We start from the raw sequence: 13,228 nt of genomic DNA on the forward strand, positions 1-13,228 counted from the left end.
GTTGCGATTGATGGTAAGCGATTGAAAGGTTCATTTAATCAGTCAGATAGGCGCGATGCACTTTATATGGTCAGTGCATTTGCGTGCGAAAATGGTGTTGTTTTGGCGCAATGCCCTGTTGATAAAAAGTCGAATGAAATAACAGCGTTACCAGAGCTTCTTGAATTACTGGAGATAAAAGGCTGCTTAGTCACGATTGACGCGATGGGGTGTCAAAAATCAATTGCAGAGACAATAGTGGATAAACAAGCCGATTACCTACTTGCAGTAAAAGCGAACCATAAAGGACTGCTGTCACAAATAGAGAATGCTTTATTACCTGAGGTCACACGACAAGCGTCCGAAGGAGTTTTGTTTAATGAAGCCGATTATCATAAAAACAGAGAAGAATTCAGGTGTTGTGCTGTTAGTCATAACGTAAGTGATTTATCAGAAACGAGCAATTGGAAAGATGCCAAAACAGTGGGAGTTATTGTTTCTTATAGGAAAGAAAAAAACAAAGTAAGCAATGAGTTATGCTATAGATACTACATCAGTTCAGCATATTTATCGGCGGAAGAACTCGCAAGATCTGCACGGCAACATTGGCAAATAGAGAATGGATTACATAGGCGTTTAGATGTCGGATTTAAAGAAGATGATTGCCGAATTAGGCGTGAAGGTGCAGCACCTGTATTTGCGGGGCTGAGACACATCGCATTTAATCAGCTAAAAGCAGAAACAAGCTTTAATAAAGGCATGCCCGCAAAACAGAAAAAAGCTATGCGCAGTACAGATTACCTTGAAAAGGTATTGAAATCATAGGCTTTTTTCATGCTCTTGCCCTGGCGGTAATCCCTTTTACCAAATAATTTTTCGTCAACCACTATGCCGCGTATATCCGCAAATGCAATTGAATCTGCTTTAATAACGTAAATGCTTTTGGCGCGTATAATTATGTTTTTTGTTTCTTTATCAATTTTAATTTTGTAATTAGCAAATGTACAACAAAAGCCAAGTGTGGAAATAGCAGCCCAAGGTACCAAGGGAAATTCGCCATCTATTACACTAAACATACATAAACAACTTATAAATAAAATAAATGCGCCCATAAAGTTAACAGCACTTGTGGCAAATGGCTTGATTTGCGCTTGTTGATTTGTCAGTTTTGTAAATTTCATTTTATAAAGTAATCGCTATTAGTCCGATGATGATAAAACAGATGAAGGGGAGGAGAATCATTTTAATTAATGATTTGGTATCCCAGAAAGTTATATCTTTGCCGCTTTTTAGAGCTGGATCATCTGCTGTACTTGCAGGTCTATTATCGAGTGCATTTTGGTCTAAATCGGGTGTGTTACTGCTGACGTTTGTTTTTTCTGTAAACTCATTTACCTTTTCTGTGTGTATACAGCCAAAATGATTAGCTAAAAACGCGGCTGCTGCTTGAGTATCTTGGTAGGTGCCAATTGTGTAGCGTTCATGGCACAGCGCTATTTGATACTTATCTGCAAGGCCTGGAATTTGTTGCACTAAAACTTCAACATCGTTTAAATTTTTTAAAATCTTTTTTGATGTGGCTTTAGCTAGAAATAATTTTTCTTTGTACGCTTTACCAGTTTCAACATCAAGGACTAAATAATGGCTTCTTGAGTAAGCAAAAACGAGTGATAAAAATAAAGGAGCAAAGCAAATACCATAAAATATTGACTCAGTAAAATAGCCAACCACACCACAAAATGGAACGATGAAAGTTAGTATGGCCCTAACTGCAATAATATTGAGGTGGCCTTGAGTCCTTAATTTTACCTTATTTGGCAAATAGGTATTTTTAATGTGAAACTTTACATTCTTAGGTAGATTTGAGTGTTGCAAAAATACATCATCCTTGATTTAGAGTTTTCTAATTTAGCATGATATTTTTTAATAAACCACAATGGGCAGCTATTCGAAAACCTCTAGCAAACAGGCTGCTTTTTGCTTGGTTCTATTTATCATTTAATACCATGTTCTAAGGTTGAGCTTATTTTTGATTGTGTAAGTCGTGAATTAAACCCAAAAATTTGATAATTTAAAGAATAAGATAAGTCGATCATGGCAGTTAAGGTAAATAAATAAATGAATCAACAATTAGTTTTTAAAAATGGTCAAGTTAGTGATAATTACGCCAGTATTTTATTAGGCCATCAAGATGAGTCATACGTTACGCCAATAATGGAATATAAGGAGTATGAACTGATTGTAGAATCGGTTGTTATCATTTTACTTGATGACGACACAGAGCTAATGGGAACAGAGGTGTTAACGTTGGTTGATAGTGGGCACTGTACGTTAGCGCAGTTAATTAACTTTTTAGCCGGTGAAGAGGTGGAGGAAATGCAAGAGTTTGAGTTTATTTCATCTGCTTGGTTTGCATGGCAAAGTAAACACGGCGATTGGTCAAGTGAGCCATTTGATACTATTTATGAATCGCAAGATAAAAACATAACAACGCTTAATGAGTTATTAAACGAGTAAGTTTGCGTTTTTAACAAGCGCTTTGGCATTTTAGGTGTGCCAACCGAGGCAGTTGGTTTACCTTGCCTTTGATTGATAATACTGTAAAAATCAGCGCGTTTTAAATTAAACAGTTGTATGGAATTTGGCGTTGAGTAAAGAACAGCAAAAAGGCTATTGGCGCAATGAAACTGTGGCTTTTCTCGCGTTGACTTCATTAAGCGGCGTTGGGTATTGGGTATTACACAAAATAGCAGAGTCAGGCTTAGGCTTTAAAAATTTACTTAAAGCGAGTAATGCTGATGAAATTTCTAAACACCTGAATGTGTCATTACCTGATGATATTGAATGGCAAGCATATCAACAACAACTTTGGTCAATTGGCTTAGCGCGCGCACGTTCTCTTCATGCTGATAATGTAAGACTTTTGTTCCGAGAGCAGGAGCTTTTTCCTTAAGAGTTGAAGAAAATTGATGATGCACCTCATTGGATTTTTGTTCAGGGTCCAATTGAAAACTTACATAAAAAATCCGTATCAGTGATAGGTACTCGTAAGCCATCAACAGATGGTGTAATTTTAGCGAAAATAGTCATCGCAGCATTGGCAAATAAAGGGCTTGTTACAGTCAGTGGCTTAGCTTTGGGTATCGATCAAATAGCACATACAGAATCGATAAAATATAACATTCCCACCGTTGCGGTTCTTGGTAATGGTATATACGTTGAGTTTCCTAAAGGCTCTAACACACTTAAAGCGCAAATATTAAATCGTGGTGGCACAGTAGTAACAGAATACCTGCCTGAACAATTATACAGTGCCGAAAACTTTGTTAGACGAAATCGAATACAGGCTGCGCTTTGTAATACGCTGCTACCTATCGAGTGGGAAATTAAAAGTGGCAGTGCTCACACTGTCGCATTTGCACATAAGTACAATAAAAAAATTGCTAATGTGTTCTTACCTGGAACAGCCAATTTAAGGCCTGAATTAAAGTTCTCTGAAATGGAGCGCGGTGCCAGCGCGTGGGAAATGCCAATCTGCGTGAATGGACTGTTAAAGTATATTCAAGACGACATGCAAGCAAACGGTAAAGTCGTTCAACAAAGCTTAAGCTTTCAAGACGATTTTATTTCAACGTAAAAGGTTTTAGTTTATAAAAAAGCCCATCATTACAACTAAACGATGGGCCAAGATACGTCGTTAAAAGTTGCTGTTAATCTTCGTTATGGATAAAACCAGCAATGAGTTCTGCTAAGCTATGCGCTTGTAGATAGCCGCTTTCTTGGTCTGCGCCAAAACTAATTACCTGCCCAGGTTTTCCTTTACTGTTTGGTGCAAGATCTATGGCATAAAAATTACCACAACCTTGGTCGAAAAAGGGGATCCAATAGGGGGTGCAATATAAAGGCAGTACTGTGCCATCGTTACTGCTGTAAGTATCGAGCAAGTCCTCTTGCGTCCATTTTTGATATGGTGTTTGCCAGTCACTCCATTCTTTTAGTATGGTCTGTGCATTCATAAAACCTGTTTTTTCAATGCCATTATGCAGTGTTAAAAAGTCTTTTAAAATAGTGGGAAACTCAAAACCAGCTTGCGTTTTAAATTGTTGATAAATCGCTTTATTATCAATGGGCTCTATTATTTTTAATCCCTCAGACTCAACTAATTGAGTTAAATTTTGTTTTACTAAAGAAAAGTCTTCATGGGAATCAAAGTTAATAAATGGGGTGATGTAATCTATTTTTTGTTGCGCTAATTCTTCTGCTTTAAATGCATTAGGAATATTTTCATCAATAAACTCACCGGTATGTGTGAATATTTGCTCAGCAAACGCTCTTGATATTGGGCGACTAGATAGACTATTACTGGCAAGATCATACAGCTTAGATTTAGGTTCTACGCCTTTTCTTCTTTCTCTATCAATTGTTGTTAACCATTGTGAAAATAGTGGGGTGTTGAGCACTTCGGCGGTAAAAATAGTCTTATCTTGTAAGTAGGCAACCATATAAAAATGATTACTCAATTGAGTATCAGGTGTTATTAAGAAAAGCTTGAGAACATCTTGGTCTGTTCGATCTTTTACTGCTTGATGAAGTAAGTCACTAAAGATGTAGCTTTCATCTTGTGAAAAAGACGGCAAATTGGTGATTTCTATTGCTGGAAAATGAAGGTCATGCCATTTTTTGGTTTTTAAAGTATCGTTATACGCACAGATATTTTGCATGAGAATCTTATTAATAAAGTAAAAAATAAACTTAGTATATCACGGTAAGATTAACTCAGTATTAATTTAAAATAGCTTAAAACTTACAATTGATTAATGTTAATATTTGAATATGTTTAAGCTCGTTTTAATTAGTTAATGGAGCTCTTGTTATCTTTAATTTCTTAGATTAATCATTTTATCTGTTATATTTTCGTTCTTATCTCCTTGATTAATAGTGGGTTAATTTGTCATGGTGAACATCTTTTTGGCCTGAATTACACGCAGTGAAAAAATAGGCTTTTTTATTGCACTTTCTTATTTTGATGGGTTTTACATATAACAATCAATGTTAGTATAATAAGTGATTTTTTAAATAGTGGTTTTAATATATATAAAACGATTTAAGAATGTTCCGATGAACGGGGGAGTAATATGAAGATAGGGATTGATCTGGGAACGACACACAGTGTTGTTGCTGTATGGCAAGATAGTGGTGTTAAACTTATCGCTGACTCTGAGGGCAATGTTCTAGTGCCTTCTATTGTGAGTTTTTCAGATGACTATGTATTGGTAGGTCAAGCTGCGCGGGATCGTTTAGCGACTCATCCTGAGTTGACGGTGTCTGAATTTAAACGTTTTATGGGCACAGATAAAGTTTATCAATTAGAAGAACAATCTTATACCCCAATAGAGCTGTCGGCTATTTTACTTAAGCACCTTAAAGAGCAAGCTGAAGTATATTTACAACAACCCATTACTGAAGCTGTTATTTCAGTACCGGCCTACTTTAATAATAAACAACGACAAGCAACACAGCAGGCGGCTTCACTTGCTGGTTTAACGGTTGAGCGCTTAATTAACGAGCCAACCGCGGCAGCCCTTGCATATGGATTAGATAATAAAGATTCAGATAACACTTATTTAGTGCTTGATCTCGGTGGTGGAACATTTGATGTATCAGTTATTGAAGTGTTTAATGACATTTTTGAGATTCACGCCTCTGGAGGCGATAATTACCTCGGTGGTAATGACTTTACCCAAGCTATTGTCGACGATGTATTTGGCAAAAATGATATCCAACCGTACCGTCTAGCCAAAAGTGAGCGAAGAAATATATGGTCTTTATGTGATCAATTAAAATGTCAGCTAACCATAGATGACTCTGCCAGTTTTGATTTTGAATACAAAGGCGATGTTTTAACTTATACCCTAAGTGAAGACGATTTCGGCCATATTTGTCATGATTTAATTGAGCGTATTAAGTTTCCTATTCATAGAGCGATGTCTGATGCAAAATTATCGATGGATGATATTGCAGGTCTTATCTTTGTCGGCGGTGCGACCCGCATGCCTATTTTTCGTCAACAAATTAATCATGTATTTTCGCGTATTACACAAATCCAATACAACCCAGATCATGCTATTGCTATTGGGGCTGCCATTCAAGCAAGTATGAACGAGCGTAATATTCAGCTCAAAGATGTAATCATGACTGATGTTTGCCCATTTACACTGGGCGTTGAGATATCTAACGAGCATAACCAACCTGAGTTTTTACCCATTATTGAGCGTAACTCTACGATCCCGGTCAGTGAAACGCGCTCTTTATTTTCTAGACATCCAAGTCAAGAAAGTGTTTTGATTAACATTTATCAAGGTGAAAATTACCTACCTAAAGATAATGTATTAATGGGTACATTAGACATTACACTTGAACCTTTGAACAAAATTCAGTCTTTTTATATAACTTACACTTATGATCTCAATGGTGTGATTGAAGTGGAAGTTAAAAACAAGGATTCTGAAAAAACCTATCGTACTTATGTTGGTGAGAACGTGAAAGAGCTTGACCAAAATCAATTGCAAGAGCAATTTTCAAGACTGCAAGCTTTAAAAATACTCCCAAAAAATAAACTTGCCAATACCGCTTTTAAAGCAAAGCTCGATCGCATGTTTCAAGAGAGCTTAGGTGATAAACGTAGAAAGGTTGGTGAAAGCATTGGGCTTTTTGATCGCGCGTTAGAAACCCATGATAATCATAAAATTGACGCTGCCAAAGAGCGTATAAAAATGTTTTTGAATATTTCTTATTAACATGCATTCTATTATTTGTGCCCACAACATAAGAGTAAACTAAATGTACCATTGGATACTATTAGGTATTGAACCAACTAAAGATAAGCGGGCTATAAAATTAGCTTATACGCAGTTACTAAAACAAACTCCGCCAACAGAATTCCCTGAAGAGTTTAAAGCGTTACGTAAAGCGTATGATCAAGCACTAGAAGAAATCTCAAAAAGTGATGATGATGCAAATGATAATTCAGCTAGTTGGCACGATGCATCACTTAAAGCATTTCAGCCGCAACTAGATACTGATATTGAAGACACACAGGATGAAGTTTTTTCGGAGCCACCACCTAGCTCCAATCACGAGACTGATGACGACGAACTCGTTGAATTTTCAACTATTAAAACAATATCCCAACTCAACCTTGCCTTAACACAGCTTTATAGTGATATTTCAGTTAGGCACAATTTAGAACAATGGAAAATGTTGTTCGCGGCGCCGATATTTTGGGATGTTAATCAAAGTAATGCGTTGACTGTCAACTTACTCGACTTTTTGTCTAAACACTATTTTTTACCTGAAAATATCTGGACATTTTTAGATACCAGTTTAAGTATTTCTGGTAGCTTATCTATCAGTGGCGATGATACTACGCGTCAAATTGCGGTTGCATTGTCGGGTTATATAAAAACGTTACCAAAGAGAATACATGACGGTTTAGTGGTCGGTATTTCAGAACATGTTGATTTTAAAAATCTTCAACGCCATCTTGAAATACGTAACTATATTGAAGATAAATGTTTATACGACACATTGACTACAGAAGATTTAGAAAATGTTGCTGAACAAATTGGACCTGAGTTTAAAAATGACTTTCCCCTTTATAATTATATAGTTAAGTATTTATGGACGCTTAATAGCTATAGCGCCATTAAACGTATACTTGAACCTCTGACAATTCCACAAACAGAGGAAGATCTGTTAAATTACCAAGCACATGCTGAGTATAAATTAAAAAATTATGAGGCTGCACTCGCACTTTATTTAAAGCAAGAACATAATTACCGCGTACTGTGTACTAAGGTAATGTTCAAATATATTGGTTTATGTTATTTAAAGCTTAATAATTATGAAAAGGCATATCTTTATTTAGATGCAAAACTAGCTGCTATTGGTGATATGGAGCTTGAAGTTGCATTAATTACAGCAAGACGCGGATATATTCGAGAGTTGAGAGCTGATGAAGCTAAAAACGCGATAAAAATTGCGACCTTACTGTATGAAAATGGACGATATCAGGATGCGTTGTCAATCACCGAGCAATACAAACCGATATTTGTAGAACAAGCGAATTATTTACAAGCGCTTTGCTTATGTAAATTACACCGTTTTGAAGAAGCCTACTCTGAGTTTTTAGTGTTTATTGATTTATACAATCAACGCCAGCTGTGGGGATGGCCATTAGTTGTTGATTTATTAAGATATTGCTACGATTTAATCACATATGAAGTTTTAGTTGATACATTACAAGAGCATATTGCTAGTTTTCAGGATTTCTATAAAACGGATTTTTTCCCTGGTTCAACAAAACCACGTTGTTACTCAGAGCAAGAAATGGACATACTTGAGCTAACCCGAGAAGACGATTCAGTGAGGCGCCCAGTAGAATCTCTTGGGCATACTGAATCACTGCAAATTTTTGCACTGGCTATATTATATATTCGTGACACCGAATTAGTTGCTTATGCGGATACAAGTGTTGTTGATGATTTTCAACGTAACGTACTTAATTATATAAAAGAAATTAAACAACTTATGCTTTACAACCCGCGTGATTGTTTAAAGTTTTTGGAGGCCGCGTTTGACCAGCAAGACTTTGACACCTGCATCATGTTAGCTGATATAGCGATTAAAGGTTTACGTGCAGCACCACAAGCATATTATTTTAAAGGGTGCGCACTTTTAGAGTTAAACCAATATGACACGGCTTTAGCTGCATTTCAACAAGCTGCCCACGAATATAATACTCATCCATATGCCGTTCATTCTTTAAATTCAGCTATTAAATGCTGTGAAGCGCTTATCGAACAAGGGTTACCTTATGCACAGCAGTGCAAAGCTTTATGCCAGCAATTGCAAGATACAAAGGAGAGAGTTGATGGACAATAATCAAGAAGACTTAATGTTGCAAAGTCAATCGTTAACCGATGAACAAAAGCAATGGTTAATCAGCTTATCAGGCTACTTATCGATGCAAAATGGCTACTCACTGGATTGCTTATTACATAAGAGTGAAACGTACCCACTACAAGCGATTATTAATGGCAATGTAAAAGTATTAAAAAATAGTTATGGTATACATACTAAAGCTGATTTAGTTGAAACATTAAATATTTTTTTAGATACAGCTCGTAGCAGCGAGTTTATGAGCCGTTTGATTGAAAGTGTGCGTTATGATTTATTTATTGAACACTTTTACTTGAATCGAAACAACGATAAAAACAGTAATGAATATATGGTTAGTGGATGGGCTCAAAAGCATAATGTTTCATTATCTGACTGTGGGATTAAAGGTTTTGATGTGGGTCGTTCTGCATTTCTATGCCGGTGTGCGTATACTACGGGTTTAATTACAGAACAAGAAACTTGGTATTATTTGCTAGTGCTAGGTAAAATTGCGCAACAATTATTTACTGATTGGCAAGAGTTAGCCATGAGTCACATAGTAGGGCGCTTAACTTGGGTGGGTGTAAAACTCGATAAACCTATGGATGGTCCACCAGAACGCTACCCTGATGCTTTCGAAGTAAAACAAGAGATTAAGCTAGATATCGAAGAATTGACATCAATTTTAGCTGACGATAACCACCCTTGGTGTCAACTCAACTGGCAAATAGACTTGTAGCGCTAGCATAGTAATAAAAGCCACTTAACGTGTGGCTTTTATTACAACATGTCAACCCGTACTAGTAACAAAACCAAAGTGATAAAATCTTGACTTTATACGTTAAAGCCCTAGATCTTATAGTCAATTACTTATTGAGTTAATTAATGCTGAGCAATGTAGAGAGCGCTAAAGTAGCGCGAATTGCATTAAATTTGCTTGTTCTAGATTAACTCAAAAGGTAAATTCCATAATATAAACTGTACCAAACCACACACCGCGAGCTGATAGTGTCTCAGCCTAAAAAGCTTGAGCAGTTAAGAATATATTTAAAAAATGATCATGCTGTATTTAAAAAGCTAGTTATATAAAAAGTGTTACAGAGTATTCTAAAGCAATGACACATTTCATGAGGTTAATCTTCATCATATTGTAGTTTACTAATAAACAGCTCAAAATTTGTAGCAAGAATGGTTTTTTTAAAGTCATTTTCTTGATCGACATGTACCACTGTAGGCTCACCTGTAGGCCCGCACTCAGTGTAATCTAAAGCAACCAAGTGGTGCCCTGCCGAAGGGCAATTACAAATATATAGCCCGATATCAGGATAACCCCATTCGTTTCTCATATATTCACTTTCTGCAGCGATAGAATCTAGCCTAATAAACTCGCTGATACTATAGTTAGATGGTTTTTCTTCATTGAGTTGAATGAGCGTGTTTTGTGGATAGCCACCATTTTGTATTTTCATTAACTGTATATAGAGTATGGGTAGCGTATATCCCAAATTATTCACAGTATTTTGAATTTCCTCATCGGTTAATGGCTTATCTATATCCGCGTGGTTTTCTTCGCTTTGTTTTTGCCAAAAGTTAGAGTATTTATTAGCATTAGGGGCCTTAACTTCAACGGTGGATTCTTCAGCTGAAGGACGCGGGGTAAGTTTATCTTGGGTTTGTCGTGCTTTTCGACGCTGTTTATACATCGTTTGCAGTTCACTTTTCTCAATGCCTTTGACATTTGGATCTGCAAGAGAATTATTGTCTGGTAACGGCTCTTTAGGATGAGACAGTAAAGACAGCTCCTCCAGCTTTAGCGTTAGTAATTGTTCTTCATCACAGGTAGAGCGAGCAGTGTCTAACATATCAAAGTTAAGTAGGTCACGCGCGGAAATACTTGGATCAGCTCTTTGCATTAGTTCAATAAATGTTGATAGGGTTGTTTCCTCATTAAGTTCATCGTCGCTAACCAAATCATAGTCAATATCGAACTGCAGCATAACTTCAAATATAAGAGCTGTAGGCCAAATTTCAATTCCATGTTTACGGCTGGATCTACGAAGATCACGAGGTGTCTGCCGTAAAACTTTTTTGCAAGCTGTACAGGCTGCTTTTTCAGCCTTAAGCGGGGTTAACGGATAATAAGCTAAGTGTTGACAAAACTCGCATTTGACTGGAAAAGGGTCTATAAATTGCATCTATATTTTCCTCCTTGTAAAGATGCTTGATAGTCTATCTAAAAAAATGATTCGTATATAGCTTTGTATCAAGTCTAAATATGCATCAAAGAAGTTAGGTCGCTTAGAATCAATTGTTGTGTGCAGTTTTTTTAAATCAAAACGTAAACAAAGAAAGAAGAATAACCTTCGAGGAAAAGCTATTCGCAGCAGCGTAAGCTTGAAATATACTAAAGGTGCTTCGCAGTCATGGCTATTATTTACCTCATTGTCGTTGCTATGAAAAAGGCCACTTGAATGTCACGTTATTGATCGCGTTAAAAAATAGAAAAGTGCTGTCTGGCTTTAGTTTTGGGGCGCAATACTTTGAAAAATTTGGCTATAATATAAAACTGAGAATCTTTTCAAAAGCACTTCAGCAATTAAATAAGGCTTGCCGTGAGTGCTTGTCGCTTAGATAAAAACTGTATGGCTCTCTCGGGATCTGAGTCTTACTATAATAGAATTTAAGGAGCAATTAGTTCCCTATATCTAACGGGTATTTACACAGTTTTTACATCCATACCTTTGCTATTCGTTTTAGGTAACAATGCCTCTAGCTAGCTGGTCAACGTATTTTAATAAGGTTGGGTGGCGATTTTTACCATGCATGTGCAGTATGTGTTCTTTTGCTTGTTCAAGATCAATTCCCACACTGCTTATATAAAGAGGATTTTCACTTTTTCCTCGCAAAATTCCAGCTTCTTTTGGTGTATCGACAAATGATCTTTTGGCTACGCCAATAACGGGAATCTGTTGTTCAAGTGCTTCATAAAGGTGCATGCCCAGACCTGGCTTTTGTGCACTACTTAAAGTGACATAGCCATCAACAATGATGATATCTGGTTGAGTATCTAAAGATTTTAGTACGGACAAAATACACGGTAACTCGCGTTTATAAAACTGCCCCGGTTCATAGGGAGCAATATTTTCAATGGTGTTGACTTGCTTTGCTGTTATTTCTTCGTCGTGCCAGTTTTCAAATAAGATACCGGCAGCAATAGCTGTGTCGTCGTAATATTGGCAATCAATGGCAAAAATCAATGTGTACTCCTGTTAAATTATATGTGTCGTAGTGCTTTATTAATAATCACGGCTTTAATTTAAGGTGGCTTAACAGCCGCTTATATCAAGCTTAGATAATGCAGCGACTCGCTTATCTGTTATAGCTGCTATGGTGTTAATGGTTGCGGTGTAGGTGCGGCTGTCGCATTCTACCGATGCGCTAAAATCATTAAATGTGACTTCTACGGGTTGCTTTATAAGTCTTTCTGTACCATGACTTAAACGTTGCCAGTTTTCTTTACCTGCAAATAGTTCGTCTAATTGGGGAGCTGATAAACGTATAAAAATAGCCTCAATCGACGATGTATAACGTCCATGAATGATAGCGGGCAACTTACTGCGCGCTAATCGAGTTGGAATAATACGGATGTTGATAATATCGCCGCTTGCTTGAGTTGGGCTTGCCATATCAAGCTGAATTACGAGTAGTCCACGTATTGTAATTGGCCCGTTGAAACGATAGCGATATAGCTCAGGATTTTGCTCAACTAAAGTTAACGCTTTGCTGTATTTTGAAAAAATAGCAGGCTCAGAGGCGTAGCTTTGAAAAGCAAATATATTAAATAGCAAAATTAAGTATAGACTCAGGTGTTTTAAATTAGTCAATCTCATTCGTTATCTCTAAATTAGTGTCTAGGGTTAATTTACTTGGCTGTTTTTTGTTGTGCACTTAAGCGTTGATAGTGCTGTTTAGTTTGACCATCACTAAACACTGCTTTATTGACTGTTAATGCAATTAAGGTGAGCTTGATTGGGTGTGTTAAGTGTTCACTGCGTATTACCAATATACAATTTTTATCAAGCTGCCACTTTGCCGTCATTTCAGGCCTTTGGTGTAACCATGAATGAAATATATCTTCTCTCTCTAGTGCAAAGGTATCAAAATAGGAGTGCCCCAAACTTCGGTAGCTTCCGATTAAGTCATCAGGTTGCCATTGACAAGCAATTAAAGGTAAGGGGCATAAAACAAGTAAGCTTAGAAAACGCTTTATCATCTTTTTATCCTTAATGATCAGCTTCGGATACGAATA

General features: G+C 36.8%; 14 protein-coding genes and 1 pseudogene. 8 read left to right on the forward strand and 7 right to left on the reverse strand.

The features are described from left to right. On the forward strand, nucleotides 1-804 hold an 804-nt coding region (locus tag H5154_RS16740; protein WP_182719015.1), incomplete at its 5' end, for an ISAs1 family transposase. Here the strand turns inward: H5154_RS16740 and H5154_RS16745 are convergent. Both H5154_RS16745 and H5154_RS16750 read right to left on the reverse strand, forming a co-directional pair. After that, nucleotides 777-1,055, reverse strand: a complete 279-nt coding sequence (locus tag H5154_RS16745; protein ID WP_182785130.1) for a hypothetical protein — start codon at nucleotides 1,053-1,055, stop codon at nucleotides 777-779. The genes H5154_RS16740 and H5154_RS16745 overlap by 28 nt on opposite strands. A 106-nt stretch (nucleotides 1,056-1,161) precedes the next feature. Continuing rightward, on the reverse strand, nucleotides 1,162-1,854 hold the full coding sequence (locus H5154_RS16750) for a hypothetical protein (RefSeq protein WP_182719017.1): 693 nt from the start codon (nucleotides 1,852-1,854) through the stop codon (nucleotides 1,162-1,164). A gap of 243 nt (nucleotides 1,855-2,097) precedes the next feature. Between H5154_RS16750 and H5154_RS16755 the strand changes: the two genes are divergently transcribed. From H5154_RS16755 to H5154_RS16760, 3 genes are all read left to right on the forward strand, one after another. Further along, nucleotides 2,098-2,496, forward strand: a complete 399-nt coding sequence (locus tag H5154_RS16755; RefSeq protein ID WP_182719018.1) for a hypothetical protein — start codon at nucleotides 2,098-2,100, stop codon at nucleotides 2,494-2,496. Nucleotides 2,497-2,626: 130 nt separating this feature from the next. Beyond that, nucleotides 2,627-2,932, forward strand: a complete 306-nt coding sequence (locus H5154_RS23445) for a hypothetical protein (RefSeq protein WP_220493417.1) — start codon at nucleotides 2,627-2,629, stop codon at nucleotides 2,930-2,932. Between the two features lie 3 nt (nucleotides 2,933-2,935). After that, entirely contained in the window at nucleotides 2,936-3,616 is a 681-nt protein-coding gene (locus tag H5154_RS16760; RefSeq protein WP_220491398.1) for a DNA-processing protein DprA, read from the forward strand. A gap of 73 nt (nucleotides 3,617-3,689) precedes the next feature. Here the strand turns inward: H5154_RS16760 and H5154_RS16765 are convergent, their stop codons facing one another. Beyond that, on the reverse strand, nucleotides 3,690-4,700 hold the full coding sequence (locus tag H5154_RS16765; RefSeq protein WP_182719019.1) for an SMI1/KNR4 family protein: 1,011 nt from the start codon (nucleotides 4,698-4,700) through the stop codon (nucleotides 3,690-3,692). Between the two features lie 414 nt (nucleotides 4,701-5,114). Here H5154_RS16765 and H5154_RS16770 point away from each other — a divergent pair, with 414 nt between their 5' ends. The 3 genes from H5154_RS16770 to H5154_RS16780 are packed head-to-tail and all read left to right on the forward strand — an operon-like array spanning nucleotide 5,115 to nucleotide 9,658. Further along, nucleotides 5,115-6,776 carry an Hsp70 family protein gene (locus tag H5154_RS16770; RefSeq protein WP_182719020.1) on the forward strand — a complete coding sequence of 554 codons (1,662 nt, stop codon included), beginning with the start codon at nucleotides 5,115-5,117 and terminating at the stop codon, nucleotides 6,774-6,776. A gap of 43 nt (nucleotides 6,777-6,819) precedes the next feature. Beyond that, on the forward strand, nucleotides 6,820-8,922 hold the full coding sequence (locus H5154_RS16775) for a tetratricopeptide repeat protein (protein WP_182719021.1): 2,103 nt from the start codon (nucleotides 6,820-6,822) through the stop codon (nucleotides 8,920-8,922). After that, entirely contained in the window at nucleotides 8,912-9,658 is a 747-nt protein-coding gene (locus H5154_RS16780; protein ID WP_182719022.1) for a DUF1266 domain-containing protein, read from the forward strand. Before H5154_RS16775 ends, H5154_RS16780 begins: the two co-directional genes overlap by 11 nt. 394 nt (nucleotides 9,659-10,052) lie before the next feature. Here the strand turns inward: H5154_RS16780 and H5154_RS16785 are convergent, their stop codons facing one another. Further along, nucleotides 10,053-11,114 (reverse strand): SMI1/KNR4 family protein, encoded by a 1,062-nt coding sequence (locus H5154_RS16785; RefSeq protein ID WP_182719023.1) that lies wholly within the window; start codon nucleotides 11,112-11,114, stop codon nucleotides 10,053-10,055. Between the two features lie 130 nt (nucleotides 11,115-11,244). Between H5154_RS16785 and H5154_RS16790 the strand changes: the two are divergent. Continuing rightward, a pseudogene (locus H5154_RS16790) lies at nucleotides 11,245-11,554 on the forward strand (IS4 family transposase); the annotation flags it as partial. Between the two features lie 118 nt (nucleotides 11,555-11,672). Here the strand turns inward: H5154_RS16790 and H5154_RS16795 are convergent. The 3 genes from H5154_RS16795 to H5154_RS16805 form a co-directional block, all read right to left on the reverse strand. Then, nucleotides 11,673-12,176 carry an endonuclease V gene (locus tag H5154_RS16795; RefSeq protein WP_182719024.1) on the reverse strand — a complete coding sequence of 168 codons (504 nt, stop codon included), beginning with the start codon at nucleotides 12,174-12,176 and terminating at the stop codon, nucleotides 11,673-11,675. Between the two features lie 69 nt (nucleotides 12,177-12,245). Then, a complete protein-coding gene (locus H5154_RS16800) occupies nucleotides 12,246-12,809 on the reverse strand; it encodes a hypothetical protein (RefSeq protein WP_182719025.1) in 564 nt (187 codons plus the stop codon). A 32-nt stretch (nucleotides 12,810-12,841) separates the two neighbouring features. Further along, complete coding sequence (locus H5154_RS16805) at nucleotides 12,842-13,192, reverse strand: hypothetical protein (RefSeq protein ID WP_182719026.1); 351 nt, start codon at nucleotides 13,190-13,192, stop codon at nucleotides 12,842-12,844. Nucleotides 13,193-13,228: the final 36 nt, after the last annotated feature.

It is taken from the genome of Pseudoalteromonas sp. SR44-5 (assembly GCF_014163675.1).
Taxonomy (GTDB): Bacteria; Pseudomonadota; Gammaproteobacteria; order Enterobacterales; family Alteromonadaceae; genus Pseudoalteromonas; species Pseudoalteromonas rhizosphaerae.

Coding starts and splice junctions, on each gene's coding strand:
- H5154_RS16745 (WP_182785130.1), bottom strand. CDS start 1,055: ATGTTTAGTGTAATAGATGGCGAATTTCCCTTGGTACCTTGGGCTGCT.
- H5154_RS16755 (WP_182719018.1), top strand. CDS start 2,098: ATGAATCAACAATTAGTTTTTAAAAATGGTCAAGTTAGTGATAATTAC.
- H5154_RS16765 (WP_182719019.1), bottom strand. CDS start 4,700: ATGCAAAATATCTGTGCGTATAACGATACTTTAAAAACCAAAAAATGG.
- H5154_RS16770 (WP_182719020.1), top strand. CDS start 5,115: ATGAAGATAGGGATTGATCTGGGAACGACACACAGTGTTGTTGCTGTA.
- H5154_RS16775 (WP_182719021.1), top strand. CDS start 6,820: ATGTACCATTGGATACTATTAGGTATTGAACCAACTAAAGATAAGCGG.
- H5154_RS16780 (WP_182719022.1), top strand. CDS start 8,912: ATGGACAATAATCAAGAAGACTTAATGTTGCAAAGTCAATCGTTAACC.
- H5154_RS16785 (WP_182719023.1), bottom strand. CDS start 11,114: ATGCAATTTATAGACCCTTTTCCAGTCAAATGCGAGTTTTGTCAACAC.
- H5154_RS16800 (WP_182719025.1), bottom strand. CDS start 12,809: ATGAGATTGACTAATTTAAAACACCTGAGTCTATACTTAATTTTGCTA.
- H5154_RS16805 (WP_182719026.1), bottom strand. CDS start 13,192: ATGATAAAGCGTTTTCTAAGCTTACTTGTTTTATGCCCCTTACCTTTA.